General features: G+C 68.0%; 8 protein-coding genes. 2 read left to right on the top strand and 6 right to left on the bottom strand.

Annotated features, from left to right (window positions below; genetic code table 11):
• The first annotated feature begins 377 nt into the window (after positions 1 to 377).
• On the top strand, positions 378 to 1,469 hold the full coding sequence (locus IPJ17_09330; GenBank protein ID QQR75752.1) for a M20/M25/M40 family metallo-hydrolase: 1,092 nt from the start codon (positions 378 to 380) through the stop codon (positions 1,467 to 1,469).
• A gap of 143 nt (positions 1,470 to 1,612) precedes the next feature.
• On the opposite strand, the gene IPJ17_09325 is transcribed toward IPJ17_09330, so the two are convergent.
• The 5 genes from IPJ17_09325 to IPJ17_09305 are packed head-to-tail and all read right to left on the bottom strand — an operon-like array spanning position 1,613 to position 12,069.
• Positions 1,613 to 2,197: a suppressor of fused domain protein gene (locus tag IPJ17_09325; GenBank protein ID QQR75751.1), complete on the bottom strand. Its 585-nt coding sequence runs from the start codon at positions 2,195 to 2,197 to the stop codon at positions 1,613 to 1,615.
• Positions 2,194 to 9,108 carry a VCBS repeat-containing protein gene (locus IPJ17_09320; protein ID QQR75750.1) on the bottom strand — a complete coding sequence of 2,305 codons (6,915 nt, stop codon included), beginning with the start codon at positions 9,106 to 9,108 and terminating at the stop codon, positions 2,194 to 2,196. The genes IPJ17_09325 and IPJ17_09320 overlap by 4 nt, the downstream gene beginning before the upstream one ends.
• A gap of 32 nt (positions 9,109 to 9,140) precedes the next feature.
• Positions 9,141 to 10,025 carry a VWA domain-containing protein gene (locus IPJ17_09315; GenBank protein ID QQR75749.1) on the bottom strand — a complete coding sequence of 295 codons (885 nt, stop codon included), beginning with the start codon at positions 10,023 to 10,025 and terminating at the stop codon, positions 9,141 to 9,143.
• A gap of 24 nt (positions 10,026 to 10,049) precedes the next feature.
• Positions 10,050 to 11,369 carry a VWA domain-containing protein gene (locus tag IPJ17_09310; protein ID QQR75748.1) on the bottom strand — a complete coding sequence of 440 codons (1,320 nt, stop codon included), beginning with the start codon at positions 11,367 to 11,369 and terminating at the stop codon, positions 10,050 to 10,052.
• Between the two features lie 10 nt (positions 11,370 to 11,379).
• Positions 11,380 to 12,069 carry a hypothetical protein gene (locus IPJ17_09305; GenBank protein QQR75747.1) on the bottom strand — a complete coding sequence of 230 codons (690 nt, stop codon included), beginning with the start codon at positions 12,067 to 12,069 and terminating at the stop codon, positions 11,380 to 11,382.
• A 220-nt stretch (positions 12,070 to 12,289) separates the two neighbouring features.
• Between IPJ17_09305 and IPJ17_09300 the strand changes: the two genes are divergently transcribed.
• The gene (locus IPJ17_09300; protein QQR75746.1) at positions 12,290 to 12,805 is read left to right on the top strand and encodes a sigma-70 family RNA polymerase sigma factor; all 516 of its coding nucleotides are present in this window, start codon (positions 12,290 to 12,292) and stop codon (positions 12,803 to 12,805) included.
• A gap of 114 nt (positions 12,806 to 12,919) precedes the next feature.
• Here the strand turns inward: IPJ17_09300 and IPJ17_09295 are convergent, their stop codons facing one another.
• Positions 12,920 to 15,232, bottom strand: coding sequence for a TonB-dependent receptor (locus tag IPJ17_09295; GenBank protein QQR75745.1), 2,313 nt, complete (start codon positions 15,230 to 15,232; stop codon positions 12,920 to 12,922).
• Positions 15,233 to 15,311 lie beyond the last annotated feature (79 nt).

The following is a 15,311-nucleotide window of genomic DNA, read 5'->3' as shown; positions in this document are numbered from 1 at the left end:
CTCCGCGCTCGTTCGAGCGCCTGCCGTACCGCCCGCCCCCCGGGTCCCTCGCTCTCGCTCGGGAAGACGTGGGGAACGGCGGCCACCGTCGTCCCGAGCAACGCGAGGGACCTGGGCGGGGGGTCTCCGCCGGAACTCCTCGCGACGACGAGGAGAACGGCCACCGACGTCTCCCCCTCCGTCCTCCCGTGCAACGCAAGGGACCTGAAAGGACCCTCGGCGTCACGGCCTCTCCCAGCGATCCGGAACGCTGCGGTCGACCCCTCGTCCGCTGTCGTCCCGAGCAACGCGAGGGACCTGGGTGGGGGGTCTCCGCCGGGGATTCTCGGAACGATGCGCCGAGCCGCGGTGATCGCGCACTTCCCGGAGGACCTCACGTGCTGACCGACGCCGAAGTCCTCGCGCTGCATCGCGCCCTGGTGACGATCCCCTCGGTCTCGGGCTCCGAGAAGACGATCGTCGACTTCCTCGAGGAGTGGCTGGCGTCGCGCGGCGTCGTCGCCGAGCGGATCGGCGAGAGCCTCTTTGCCACCTGCGGTGCCCCGCTCGGCACGGCACCGCTCCTGCTCTTCGACACGCACCTCGACACCGTGCCGCCGGGCTCCGGCTGGACGCGCCCGCCGTTTTCCCCGACGGTCGACGAGGGGCGCGTCTATGGGCTCGGGAGCAACGACGCGAAGGCGTCGGTCGCCGCGATGATCGCCGCGCTTCTCGCGCTCTGCCGCGAGCCGCTGGCGGTCACGCTCGGGCTCGCCCTGGTCGAAGGCGAGGAGACTCGCGGCAAGGGGACGGAGAACGTGCTCGCCGCGCTCGCCGCGCGCGAGCTGCCGATCGCCGCCGCGGTGGTCGGCGAGCCGACCTCGCTCGACGTCGCGGTGGCGCAGAAGGGGCTGCTGATCCTCGAGCTCGTCGCCCGCGGCACCGCCTGCCACGCGGCGCACGCCGACGCGCTCGGCGCCGTCAACCCGATCCTCAAGCTCGCCCGCGATCTCGCACGACTGCCGCAGACCGACCTCGGACCGCCGCATCCGCAGCTCGGCTCGACGACGCTGCAGCCCACCGTTCTGCGCGCCGGCGAAGCGCGCAACAGCGTGCCCGGCGAAGCGACCGCCATCCTCGACCTGCGCACCGCCCCGGGGCTCGCACGCGGCGAGCTCGCGGCACGGCTCGGCGCGATGCTCGAGAGCGAGGTCGTCGTGCGCTCCGAGCGCCTGCTGCCGAAGGCCACCGCCGAGGACGCGGCGATCGTGCGGGCCGCCCTCGCCGCCCGGCCGGAGGCGCGGCTCTACGGCTCGCCGACCCTCTCGGACTGGGCGCTGCTCGGCGACATCCCGGCGATCAAGTGCGGGCCCGGCGCGAGCGCCCGCTCGCACACCGCCGACGAGCACGTGGGCGAGGAAGAGATCCTCGCCGGGGCCCGTTTCTTCGCCGATCTGGTTCGCGCCTTCGCACCGATCGCCACAAGCTGAGCCGGCAGCCGTCCGCGGATCTCGCCGCTCGACCGGCGTCGATGCATCGCCAGGCGCGTCGTGGCTGCGTCCTCTCGAGGTGATCGGCACCCCGCGACACGGCGAGCGACCGGCGGCGAAGACCGCGAAGAGAGCAGCCGGCGTCAGTCGCGCCGGAGGTCCAGCAGATCCGGGTCGGCTTCCAGCAGATGTGTCTCGAAGGCCTCCGGACCCCGCTCCTCGATCAAGTCCACTTCCGCCGCGTTGACAGGCAGGAGCCAGAGGACCTCGATCTCCCCGTGCGAGTCGCCATCGCCGGGCGCCGGGATCGTCGCCACCTCGTCACGGTGGTAGGTCGGAGGGTAGAGGAAGACGTGCCGCAGGTCACCCAGCTCGGAGAGCGGCCCATCGAGCTCGAGGACGGCCCCTGGATTGGCGGTCTCGCCCTCGTCGCGGATCCCCGTGGCGACACTGAAGAGCAGGCCGTAGAGGCGGTCGTCGAGGTCGGCATTCCAACCGCAGAGCAGGAGCTCCTGGCGCACCAGCTCGCCCTCCGGGCCGATCAGCGGCGAGTCCGAAAGTCCCAACGTGACTAGGGTGAAGGCCCCCTCGACCGGTTGGTCGGCGAAGGTGGCGATCGAGCAGGGTGCCGTTTGACTGCCCACGAGATCCCGGCCGGTGGTGACGCTCACCACCGGCCCGAGAATCCGCTCGAGATAGGTCCTGACGCGGTCGCTCGCGGTCGTCACCAGTATCCCAGCGCCTTGAGGATCTGCGTCGCCGCCTTGCGGCCCGCGGCCGTCGTCGGCTCGAATGCATGAGACACGTTTTCGGCCATGGTCAGGTAGCGCAGGTTCGGAGCGTAGTTGCTGATCTCGATCATATTCTTCCAGGTGACCACCTTCTTCGACTTCCCGGCCGCCCAGAGCAGATCGCGATAGGGGGCCTTGGCATGGTCGAGCTGCCAGATGCTGACCTTGCGCCCCTTGGTGCCGACGGCGATCTTCGTCGAGCGCGCGAATCGCTGCTTGCTGACTCCACTCTGGACGGCGCCCTTGATCGTCTGGCGCTTGAACACCAGGTCCTTGACCGACTTGCGGAAGCCCGGCCGCTTCGTCCCCTTGGCCGCGAGACAGAGGCCGTGGACGTTCTTGACCAGGACGTGGTCGGCCGAGACGAAGTAGTTCTCGGCACCGTCGATCGACAGATTGAAGACCGCCTGCGGAACGGGCAGCGTGCGGGTCTCGACCGACCGCAGCGGCACCGGCTCTCCCGCGAGATTCACCAGCGAGAGGTCGGCGTGGAGATCCTGGGCCGCAATCCACCCCATGCCGTGAACCCGGAAGGGATGATTCGCCGTCGCGTCGATCACCTCTCCCGACGCGGTGGTGACCCGGGTCAGGGTCGTCGCCTCGCCCTCGAGCGTTGCCGCCACGGAATAGGGACGGCTCGTGCCCTCTCCGCCCTCGACACCGAGCACGCGGTCCCCCACGGCGACCTTCTGAATCGGTTTCGCGTTGCCGTCGGCGGTGAGCACCGTCTCTCCCGGCAGGAAGCTCGAACAGGTCGAGCGCAGGCCGCGCGCCACCGCCGACTCGGCGGCCTCTCCGCCTTCGGTGACCAGCTCCGCTCCGGCCCGCGCCGCCCGACTCGCCCCCGAAGCCCCCTCCGCCGCTCTCCCGGCGCCGCGCAACAGGCGCCCGGCAGCCGCCCCGGCGCCGCCGAAGAGGAACCCGAACGCCGCGCCTTCGGCGGCCGAGATGAGGATCTCCTTGGCGCTGCCACCCCCCATGGCGGTGAACGCCGCGTTCTCGCCCGCCCCGACGAGGATTGCCCCGGCGATTCCGGCCGCCACCCCGGCGGTCGCCGCCACCTCGACGAGCGCGCCACCGACCGCACCGATGATCGCGCCCCCCAGAAGGCCGGCGTAGGTCTTCCCGCTCTTCCAGTCCCAGTTGGCCGGGTTGTAGTCGTGGTTGACCGCTGCGGCACCCATGTAGGCGCCGATCACCGCTCCGATGATGATCACCGCCAGGAACGCGAACTCACCGGTCGGGTCCATCTGGCTGATCGGGTTGTCCGCAGCGAGCACGTATGGGTTGAGGTACTGCGCCGCGGGGTCCGGTGTGGTGAATCGCCCGACCTCGGGGTCGTAGTAGCGCTGGCCGAAAAAATAGAGCTTGGAGTCGTCGTCGAAGCTCTTGTCGGTGAACTTCGGACGGAAGTTGTCCACGCCCTGGCTCGCGGACGGATCCACGCCGCCGAACGGCAGATAACCCACGGTGGCGCTCGCTTGACCCGCCGCATCGGTCACCGCGACCGTGCTCTGCACCAAGTCCTGAACGAAGTAGAGCGTTCCCTCGGTCGGGTTGCCCGGGCCGTTGGCGCCCGGGGTGAGTGCCGCGTCGGCCGGAATCGCCGTCGCCAGCAGGACCACCGCCGCCAACAACGGGGCGAGGGCGGCCATCGCCGGCTGTCGTCGGACGCAGAGGGTGGCGTCGCGGTCGCTTCGCCGACGCACGACCGCGATGGATGCCGCCACGGCGATGCCGGTGAGAAGCCACAGGAGTCCGACCTTCGACGCCGCCACGACCTGGGGTGACGACAACCGCGCGAGGATGCCGTGGCCCGAAGCGAGCACCGCCGCCCGCCATCCGTGCCCACCTTCGTAGAGGCGGGCCGCCATGGCGTGACGATGCTCGGCGGGCGCCGCGGTCGACGGCGTCGTGATGGCGACCGCGCGGCCGAACTGGCCGTCGATGTACTTCGTGGCGATCACCTTGCCGCCACCGTAGTCGGCGACCTCGAAGTCCGAAGACACGGCGAAGAACTGCTCGGTCGAGCCGATCGGACGGTAGAAGATCCGATTGCCGGCGAAGTCGTAGGCCACCACTCCCGGCGCCCCCGCCCCGTCCTTGGTGATGCCGACGACCTGGCCACCGGCGTTGTAGGTGAAGGTGAAGGCGCCCGTCGGATTGGTCAGCGACTTCAGCGTCCCGTTCTGGTTCCAGGTGAGGGCGGTTCCCGGCCCGTAGGAGGAGAGTCGGTCGCTGCCGGTCGGGTAACTGTAGGCGACGCCGTTGTGGTTCGTCCGATTGCCGACCTTGTCGTAGCCGTAGGACTCGCTGCCGTAGGGACCCTGCGCCGTGGTGAGAAAGCCCAGCTTGGCGGCATCGTAGGTGTAGGTCTCGTTGCCCCGGCTCCGTGCCAGGTCCTCGACCTGGGTCACGAAGTCGAGTCGATTCCAGGTGTACCGATTGGCGAAGAGCGTGGCCGATCCGCGCTTGGCGGTGATGGACTCGAGCTTGCCGGTGGCGACGGCATTCGGGTAGAAGGTGCGGGTCGTCTCGACACCGTTCTTGTACGTCGTGCGAAGCGGCACGCCATTCGCGTCGTACCCACCGTAGGTGACGTAGGTCTCTGCCGGCGCGCCGCCGACCGCGAGGTCGAGGGTCGAGGGGGAAGCGTCGGGCCGGTAGCTCACCGAAAGCTTCGCGCCGTCCGGGTAGACCTCGCCCACCACCTGCCCCAGAGGCGTGTAGTCCATGCCGTAGGACCAGCTTCGTCCCCCGAGCGCGACCGCCACGGCACGCGTCTGCTTGTACGGGTCGTAGCCGATCTCGTACGAATACCCGCCGAGGACGGGATGGGAGAGCTCGGCGCGGGTGACGTTGCCCCGGCCGTTCGCTGTCGCACCGTCATAAGTCAGGCGCAGCACGTTGGTGCCCGCCGTCGTGGTGCCGGTCACCGTCGTCGCGCGACCGAGATCGTCGTAGGCGTAGGCGACGGTGTTGCCGTCGGCGTCGGTCGATCCGGTCATCTGGTTGACGCCGTTCCAGTGGTAGCTGGTCGTCCCCGTGTCGACGCTGCGGGTCGACCGCAACCGACCGAGCGAGTCGTAGGTAAACACCACCTGACGACGATCGGGCAGCGTGTCGATCTGCACCAGCTCGCCCAGGGTGTTGTACTGGTAGCGGTACATCTCGCCGTTCGGGAAGGTCTGACTGGTGAGCTGACCGAAGGCGTCGAACTGGTCGATCTCGGTGCGCGCGTCGGCGGTGCCGAAGGCGTCCGTGGTGTAGACCTTGAGGGCGCCGAGCTGACTGAAGTCGATCTTCTGCACGGTCCCGTCCGGTTGGGTGATGGTCACCGGGCGGTTGTAGACGTCATAGGCCGTGACGATGAAGCTCGGCGCCTCGCTGGCGAAGTACGGCAGCGACGTGTGACTGACCTGCCCCTCGGCGTTGAAGCGGATCTCCTCGACGCGCGAGTTTGCGGCGTCGTCGCCGCGCGTCTCGGTCCGCCATTCGCGCTCCAGGCCGTCGGTGTAGGTCTTCTCCCAGAACCAGGTGGCGACGTCGTCGCTCGCGTTCCAGCTCGGCTTCGACGAGACCGTCGTGTAGGCGCCGAGCGCATCGCGGCCGAAGGAGGTGTGGCGCAACCGCACCGGCTGGGTCGGTGACCCGCCCGGCTCCGGTCCGAGCTCGTCGACCACCCGTCCGAGGGTGTCGACCTTCCACGAAAACAGATTGCCGTTCGGGTCGACGTTCTGGATCTGATGGCCGAACGCGGGCTCGTACTCGAAGGTGTCGACCAAGGACACCCCGGCCTCGTTCGGCGGCGAGGTCATGCGGGCGAGAAACGTGTGGTAGGTCGCGTCGAACTCGTAGGTCGTGGTCTTCCCCGCCGGATCGGTCGTCGTCAGCACGTTGCCGTAATCGTCGTAGGTCGAGGTCGACGTCACCCAGACGTCGTTCGAGTCGTCCCAGGTCGCCGACGAGGTGACGTTGCGGCGCTCGTCGTAGCTCTTCTTCGACCAACTGGCGTCGGAGGCCGGATCCCAGGTGGGGTTCGGGCTGGCGAGGAAGGAGCGGCAGCGACTCTCCGTCTTGGCCAGAAGCTCCTGGGTCACGTAGCCGAGCCGCCACGCGGCGACGTCGTTGTCGTAGCGGAAGCAGTTGAATCGACTGGTCGTCGTGACGCCGGGTTGGCCGAGGTCCGAGATCAGGCTGACGTTGCCGAAGGCGTCGTACTCGTAGACCTTCTCGAGCGTGTAGAGCCGCGCGCCACCATGGCTGTCGGCGTAGGCCGAGTACTTCTCCCCGGCCCGCACGAACTGGTGGATGCCCTTGGCCTGCAAGGCGTTCGTGGCGACGTCCCGATAGGTGAGATCGGTGGTGCCGAGGGCGACGCCGTTCTGGTTGTAGATGCCGTTGCGGGCCACGAGACCGTTCCCGGGCCAGTCCTGTCCGTAGAGCACCTCGGAGAATCGGGCATTCGAGTCCTGCGTCATCTTGACGGCACGGAATCCCAGCCAACCGATCCCGGTGTAGCCGACGCGGCCCTGGTCGTAGTGGTAGGAGAAGGAGTACCGCCCTCCTCGACCGTCGGTGTTGGTATACGCCGAGACGAGCGGCATCGACGTCTGGAGATCGACGACCGGATAGGCCGCGTTCCGGCCCTTGGAGTAGATCGACGCATCGGTCATCGGCCGATGCGTCACCAGGACCTCTCCACCGAGTCCGTTGACGACGCGAGTCAGCAGATCGGGCTGACCGACCGTGTTGAGCACCAGAGAGAGCTTCAGCCGCCCGCTCGCGTCCTGCGGGTCGAGGGCGTCCTGCTTGCCGTCGCCGTCGAGGTCGAGGAGCTTGAGGCCCAACGACTCCGTCGCCAGGGAGCTGTCGAAGGCAGGACCGGCGGTGAAGCTCTCGCCGTTGCCGTAGTACGGCAGGAAGCGCACCTTGCCGCCCACCTTCCAGAGCTGCACGAGATCGGCGCGGTCGTCGCCGTTGAGCGTCGCGCTCCACACGCCGAGGTTGTCGTCGCCGCCCGCCAGGGTCGTCGGACGGACGTTCCTGAAGGTCGTCCCGGTCGACAGATACGGTGCGACCTCGACGCTCGAGCCGTCGAGGGAGATCAGCAGCAGATCGCCCAGGCTGTCCCCGTTGACGTCCGCCGGCTCGATCTCGAGCTTGGTCGGGTTTCGCCCGGTGGCGACCGACACACCGCCCTCGAAGGCACGGCCGTCCGACAGGTAGTAGACGAACTGCACCGAACCGCCGGAGCGCTGGCCCTGGACCACGTCCACCCGTCCGTCGCCGTTGACGTCGAGCGGGAAGAACCCGAGGTTCTCTGTCGAGAAGGTCGTGCTGCTGGTGACCGCCGGGCTGAACGTCCCCGTGCCCGTCGAGGCGAAGACGACGAAGCCGACCTTGCCCGACTGCTCGATCAACTGGACCACATCCTCTCGTCCGTCAGCATCGACGTCGAGCGGGAGGTAGGCCAGCGCTTTCGCCGAGCGACCTGTCGCGGTCTGGACACTCGTCCCGAAGCCGGTGCCGTTCGACAGATAGGCGTAGAGACTCAATGCGCCGCCCTGGTCGACCGGCATGACGACGTCGCCCTGGCGGTCACCGTTGACGTCCATGGCGAGCAGTCCGAGATTCCCCGCATCGGTGCCGGTGTTCTGCGTCGACCCCGCGCCGAGACTGCGGCCGGTCGAGAGATAGGTCGTCAACGCGAGCTTCGCCGAGCTCTTGGCGGCACTGACGAAGTCGGTCTTGCCGTCGCCGTTGACATCCATCGGCAGGAGGCCGAGCAGCGCCGAGGTGCTCTGGCCGGTGTTGGTCGAAGAGCCCGAGGAGAACCCGTTGGCCGGGCTCGATTGCTCGAAGACGGTGGCCGGCAGACAGGTCGCCGTCGTCGGTGTCGCGGTCGTGCAGTCGAGGAGCGACGAGAGCCGACTCCGTTGCGTCACCGCGCTGGTGTCGTAGCCCAGCGCGTAGTGCTTGACGAGGACGGAGTCGACGTAGGTCTCGACGCTCGCCAGACGGACCAGGATCTGCCACGGGCTGCCACCGCTGTAGCCGGTGATGCGGTCGCTGCGCGATTCGTAGCCGAACACGACGGCACGCTGCGGGACCAGACCGGTTCTCTCGTTGCCGCTGTAGTCGATCCGCGTCGGGTAGTACTCGCCGAACAGCGGGTTGTTCGCGTAGGTGATGGCCGCAGCGTTGCCGTTGAGGTCGGTGTAGCGATCCTGACTCCAGACCCGCACCGCGCCGTCGCTGCGCCCGGTCGCCAGAATCCGCGACCCGGTCGTCCCGGTCGTGAATCCGAAGCGAAGCTCGGCGCCGTCCTTGTTCTGGGCCGAGAACCAGCAGGGCCCCTGACCGCAGCTGCCGTGCGAGACGACGCGCGTCCAGGTGTCTCGCATCATGCGGTATTCCGTGCCGTCGAAGCCGTACTCGCCGGACACCGCAAGCAGCGGCGTGCCGGCCAGACAGAAGCGATCGCGATAGCTGAAGCTGACCGCCGAGGTGTAGCCGTTCGGCACCTGGTTGGCGTTGCAGCGGGCGATGCTCTCGATGCCGTTCAACGCCCAGCCCATGCCGATCGTGCCGTTGTCGCGCTGGCTGTTGTAGGTCAACGCCAATTCGGGGGTCAGCCCGGCCGTCCCCGGCGGCAGCTCGAGGTCGATCTGGTAGGTGGCTGCACCGTTGCCGTCGACGCTGAAGACGCCGTCGATGGTGCCCACGGGCTCCGCAGGCACCGGGGCGGCGTGTGCCCTCGTCGCATCGGCCGCCGGCGAGCGGGCACCGAGCAGGGAGATCGTCAGGCAGAGGAGGGACAACGACCGAAGCAGGCGCAGTGTCATGGCTGGGTCCCCCGGGGCGGGTGAGCGGCAGGTCAGGCGAGCACGGCGTTGGTGAATCGACAGTTGCCCGGTCCGACGAAGGTCGCGCCGAGGGTCCAGCTACCCGCCGCAGGATCGGGAATGGAGAACACGGCGAAGCCGTCGCTCGCCCAATCGGGTGATCTCGTCACCGGCTTGCCGTCGGGATCGAGCAGGTCGGCCGTCACCCAGCGAGGGCCGCTGCCTGACCCATAGGTGATCGCTGGATCCCCCCAGAAGACCAGGAACGTCGCCATCGGGGTGCCGGCGCTCACTCGGCCGACGAGCGAGTACGACTGGTGGTTGCCGACCGTGCGCGAACCGACGCCGAGGATCTGGGCGATCCCCATCGACTCGACGAGATCGAGGAGGATGTTGAGCAACGCGGCCGGGTCGACGGCGAAGTTGTACTCCCCGCCGGTCCCGGCGGCGATGGCGCGCAGGGTCTCCTGTTGTCCGTGGTCTCCCAGCGCGATCGTCTCGACCGGCACGTCGGGAAGATCCTCGAGTGGGTCGCCGCCGCGATTCCACGGGCTGGCGGCGACCAGGACCATCGACTTCGGCGTGGGCTTCTTGGCCAACAACCGTGCACCGGCGCGCAGCGCTGCGCGCAGATTCGAGGCGGTGCCTCCCGCGCTCGTGGCGATCAGGGCATTCGTGGCGTCGTCGAGCACCTGCCGTTCGTCATAGGTCGCGAGGCCGAGCTTGGGAAAGATGCGCGACACCAATCCGCGGTAGCCGAGCACGGCGAACTGGTCACCGAGTTGAAGCAGGTTGAGGAAGGCCCCGAGCGCCGGCTGGGCCTCGGCCAAGGGCATCAGCTCGGTGCGGTCGACGATCAGCACGATCTTCTGCTGCTGGGTCTGGCGGTCCGGTCCCGAAGTGGCGGTCTTCTTCATCTCGAGGTTCCTTCGCGGCGCAGGTCAACCGACGGAGATGGTGAGGTGGCGGGTGCGCATCAACTCGCCTCCGCGCGGATGGGGTGCCACGGCCTCGACGCGGACGACGTACTCACCCGGCTTGTCGGTCTGGAACGTGAGCTCGTGCTCTCCCGCCGCGGTCTCGCGCACGGTCGGCCGGACGACGTGGCGCGGCAGCAGGTCGACGCCGGGCATCCGCTGCTCGCGCAGGCGCGTCAGCTTGCTCTCCGGAGTGCAGGGGCCGTCGGGGAGGTCGCGCATCGCGGCGAGTTCGCTCGCGTGGCGGGCCAGTGCCTCCCGCATCGACACGGACGGCACTTCGGCGCTTGCCCCGAGGCCGCCGCCGCCCACCGGATTGCCCTCGAAGGAGAGTCTCGTCCGGACCTTGAAGCTCTCGCCCGCCGGCACGATGCCCCGGGGGCCTTCGAGTGACAGCACCGCCAGCTGGTCCGGATCGATCGCGCCGGCCGTCACGTTCACCGTCTTGTTGCCGACGAAGACGGTGTCGAAGTACCAGTTCCCGGGCTTGGGATTGAGCAGCGTATAGACGACGAAACCGTAGTTGCGGTAGGTGGGCTGGATCGGGACGATCTTGAAGTCCGGATCGCGGACGGTGACCCCGATCTGGTTGTTGCCCGGCGTCCCCGAGGCGAAGGTCACCGTCGGATCGGCCCAATTGACCGAGATCGAGGCACTGTCCAACCCCGCCGAGAGCTTGACCACGGCGTTGAAGTGCTGCTGGTTGGTCATCCCCTTGCGCAGCGTGTTGTAGACGACCTGGCCGACACGGGCGTACTCGAGGATGTCGAAGTAGATACTGGCGAGGCCGATGGCATCGGGCGTGAACGAGTAGAACCCGCCCGTCTCTTGCGAGATCTTGCGCAGCAGGTCGAGCTGACCGTTGTTGCCGAGGGCGATCGTGTAGATGCGGATGCTCTTGTTCAGCACGCTCAGCGGATCGGGCCCCTGGTTCCAGATGCCGTCGGAAAGAAGCACTTGACCGCGCGGCTCGCTCTCCGGAACCAGGAGGTTGTTGCCGAAGGCGATGGCCTCGCCGATGTTCGTCATGTTGATCGACCGCAACGCCTGAATCGCTGCGGAGGCGGCGGCCGCCGTCGGCGGATTGAAGACCTCGAGATTCGCGGTGGTCGGATAGGTTCGGTAAGCGTTGTTGCTGAACGAGATGACGGCAAACCGGTCGCCCGGCTGGAACATGTTGACGAAGGTGTCCGCGTCGGCCTTGGCCGGCGTCAGATAACCGTACTGCTCCATGCTGCCGGAGATGTCGATCAACGTCGCGATCTTGGCGATGGCACGGGGCATGGGTTCTCCTTCAGCCGCAGATCGGGCTGGTCGTGAGGGGGAAGTTCTGGGACGTGCCGCCGCCTGGGGCGGGACAGAGGATCGACGCGCTGCCGCTCTGCGGATCGCCGAGCCAGATGTTGCCGGGGGTCGAGGCCGTGCCGTTGGTATTCCAGACCACCGCCTGATCCGTCGCCACCACCTTGCCGTTCATGTAGGCCGCGAGCGGCCCGACGAGGTCCGTCCCCTTGTAGACGGTGCCCTCGAAGGTGTTGTCGGCCGCCGTCGAGCTGCAGATCAGCGTGACGGTGGCACCGGGAGCGAAAGACGAGAGCGTGCCGCCGAAATCGTGGACCTGGGTGTCGCCCGGCAGCAGGCCGACGACGCCGGCGGAGTTGGGAAGGGCGCTCGCCAGCGTGGCGTAGAAGAGAGCGCCCTGGCCCGCGGTGGCGAAGAGCACCTGGCCGATCTGGTATCCCAGCTGCTGGAGGCGAAGGCAGACGTAATAGACGAAGGTCGGTCCTTCGCTCTGGATCGGGAAGAGCCAGCGGTTGGCCTGGTCGGCCGCCTCCCAGGCAAAGCCGAAGTCGAGCGCCGCGCTGTCGTAGAACAACACCGCGGTCGATCCGGTTTGTGACCGCGGTCTCGGCCGCCGTTCGACGATCGTCGCGACGATCTCGCGCGTCGCGACGCTCAGTCCGAAGGTTTCGTCCTGGCTCATCGTGCCTTCCCTCCTTGATCGATCCGGTTCCCCCGCCTGAGTCGACGATCCCTCCAAGGCCTCGCGATCGGTCGAGGTCACGATGCTCCTGAGGTGTCGCTTCCCAGATATAGATCCCGTCGACCCTCGTGCCGTGACATGACGTGCTGCATCCGCTACGATTCCCGAGGGTCAACACCTCAATTCGAGTCCCACTCGGCTTCTCCGCCTGCGGGGCACCATGAGCTCGCTTCCTCTTCGTGTGATCGACGCCCCGAGCCCGATCGAGGAGACGATCTCCCGATCGCGCCTGTCGTGTCTGAAGGTGTTGACGAGGTTCCGGATCCCGCCGGAGGACGCCGAGGATCTCCTGCAGGACGCCTTTCTCCTGCTGATCAAGAAGGGCGACGAGGTGCGCAACCCCGAGCTGTGGCTGCCCGTCGTGCTCGGCAATCTCTGCCGTCACCACCTGCGCAGCCGGCGACGCGAGCGCACGGTGGCCGTCGACTCGTCGCAGCTCGAGCAGTTCGCCGATGAACGCACCGCGGACCCGGCCCAGCGCGAGCGCGAGCACGATCTCGAGCTGCTCCTCGAGCGGATGCCGGAGCCCTGCCGCACGCTGTTGCGCCTGCGCTACCAGCTCGAGCTCGACCCCTCCGAGATCGCACGACGACTCGGCTGTCGGCCGACGAGCATCCGCAAGATGGCGCAGCGCTGCCTCGAACGGCTGGCGTCGCAGCGTGTCCGCTCGGGTTGAGGCGCGAGCGTCACTCGGCAGGAAAAAGCAAACGGCCCCGGACGAACCGGGGCCGCGAGGAATCTGCCGAGAGCGCAGCGCATCGGGCGACCGTCGGCCGCCCGGCGGTGCGACTCAGAAGTGGACGACGAATTCGAGCCCGACGAGACGCGGGTCGTTGGTCATTCCGGTCAGGTTGTTGAAGTCGATGCCGTTCTGCACGACGACTTCGTCGGTGAGGTTGCGCGCGAAGAGCGCCACTTCGTAGCGGGCCTCGGCGAAGGTGTAGCCGACGCGCGCTCCGAGCTCGAACGAGTCGGCCTTGAACTCCTTCGACTCGTAGAGGAAGAAGTTCTTCTCGCTGTGGTACGCCCAGTCGACGCTGGCGCTCAGCAGGCCCGAGCCGACCGGCTTGCGGAAGTCGATGATGCCGTCGAAGATCCACTCCGGCGCGTGCGGCAGCGCATTGCCGTCGATGCGCGCCAGACCGCCGACGATCGGGTCGGTCACCGTGCAGCCGCCGCCGCACGGCGCGACGAGCAGGCTGGGGTCGTCGATCTTCGTCTTGTTGTAGCTCGTGCCGAGGGTGATCAGCCACATCGGGCTCGGCGCGAAGTCGAGGTTGGCCTCGAACCCGTAGCCGTCGGTCTGGTCGGCGTTGAGCAGCGTCGCGGTGTTGTAGCGCCCGCCCACCGCGACGAGCTGCTGGCCGTCGACCTTGTAGTCGTAGATGGCGAGGTTCAGCCGCAGCTTGCGGTCGAGCAGCTCGCTCTTCAGGCCGAGCTCGGTGGAGAAGATCTTCTCTTCGTTGGCGATCGAAACGCAGTTGGTCGCCGGGTTGACGCCGCCTTCGAAGTCGGCGCAGAACATGATGCGCCCCTGGATCGACGGGGCGCGGAATCCCGTGCCGACACGACCGTAGAAGTTGAGCGTGTCGCTTGCCTTGTAGCTGCCGGACAGATCCCAGGTCAGCAGGTCGGCGTCGGTCTCGACGTGGATCGGGCGCACCAGCGGCGGCTGGAAGAGCGGCTGCGGGCGCTCGGCGGTGAAGTCCTTCTTGTCGGTCGTGTAGCGCAGACCGGCCTTGAAGCTCCAGCGGTCGGTGGGGCGGAAGTCGAACGAGCCGAAGAGCGCCCAGGAGTCGGACTCCTGGTGCTGCTTGGCGTAGCCGTTCTGCACGCCGCCGGCGAGCGTGTCGTAGCTGAAGCTGTCGACGTCGAGCTTCTCGTTGAAGTAGAAGGCACCGAACAGCCAGTCGAAGACGCCGCCGGTGTCGCTCGCCAGCCGCAGCTCCTCGGTGACCTGATCGAGGCTCGGAATGCCGTCGGCGCTCTCGGAGGGGAACGGGATCAGCCCGGGGCCCGACGGCGGGGCGAAGACGGCGCCGTAGCCGCCGTCGATGTCGCCGCGACTGTACATGTCGCTGATCGTCTCGTAGCCGGTCACCGAGGTCAGCTTGGCGAAGCCGAGGTCGTAGTTGAGCTTGAGCGCACCGCCCATCGAGTCGATCGTCTGCTCGTTGCGGCCGTCCTGGTAGACCTTGTCCTGGCGGAAGCCGTCCGCGAGGTCGTTGCTTCCCGCCTTGAGGATGTTGGCGCGGAAGATGCGGGCCGTACCGTCGAGCGACCAACCGTGCAGGTTGAGCAGGGCGTCGAAGCGGTCGTTCGGCTGCCACAGGAACTGCAGGCGCAGCGCCTGGGTGTCGAAGCCGCCGAGGGCGTCCTTCTTGCCGGTGAAGCCGTTGTCGACCCAGTCGGACTGCGACTGGTAGAGCACCGAGAGGCGCGCCGAGAGCGTCGGCGTGAGGGCGCCGCCATAGGCCGCCTGGACGTCGACGTTGTCGTAGCTGCCGTAGGAGGCGCGCAGGAAGCCCTCACGCTCCTGGCTCGGCTTGACGGTGTCGAACTTGACGACGCCGGCCGGCGTGTTGCGGCCGAAGAGCGTCCCCTGCGGTCCGCGCAGGACCTCGGTGTGGTCGATGTCGAAAAGCGGCATCCCCTTGACCACCGGGTTTTCGAGCACCACCTCGTCGACGATCATCGAGACCGGCTGCGAGGCGTTGAGGTCGAAGTCGGTGTTGCCCAGGCCGCGGATGTAGAAGCGCGGGAAGGCGCGACCGAACGACGACTCGAGCAGCAGGCTGGGAACGCGGCCCGACAGCACCTTGACGTCGCCGCCGCCGGCCGAAAGCAGTTGCATCTGCTCGCTGTCGAGCGTGGTGATCGACAGCGGCACCTCCTGGATGTTCTCCTCGCGCTTCTGCGCGGTGACGACGATCTCGTCGAGGACCACCGGCATCTGCTCGGGCGAGTCCGCCTTCGCTTCGGCCGGCGGCGGGGTCGGCGTCGCCGGGGCGGCAGGGGTCTGCCCCCAGGCTGCACCGCCGACGGCCACCGCCAGGGCGAGTGTCATCCCTCCGAACGAACGCCTGAACGACGTGGTTTCCATGGGCTCTCCTCCATAAGGAACTGCGAAGAGGGACTCTAGCACCGCAGTGCGGCAAGGGGCTCCGGCCGGCGCGGCCCAC

The organism is Holophagales bacterium (assembly GCA_016699405.1).
Classification (GTDB): Bacteria; Acidobacteriota; Thermoanaerobaculia; order Multivoradales; family JAGPDF01; genus JAAYLR01.
Note: the sequence above shows the minus strand (reverse complement) of the source record. Positions and strands in the feature narration are given on the sequence as shown.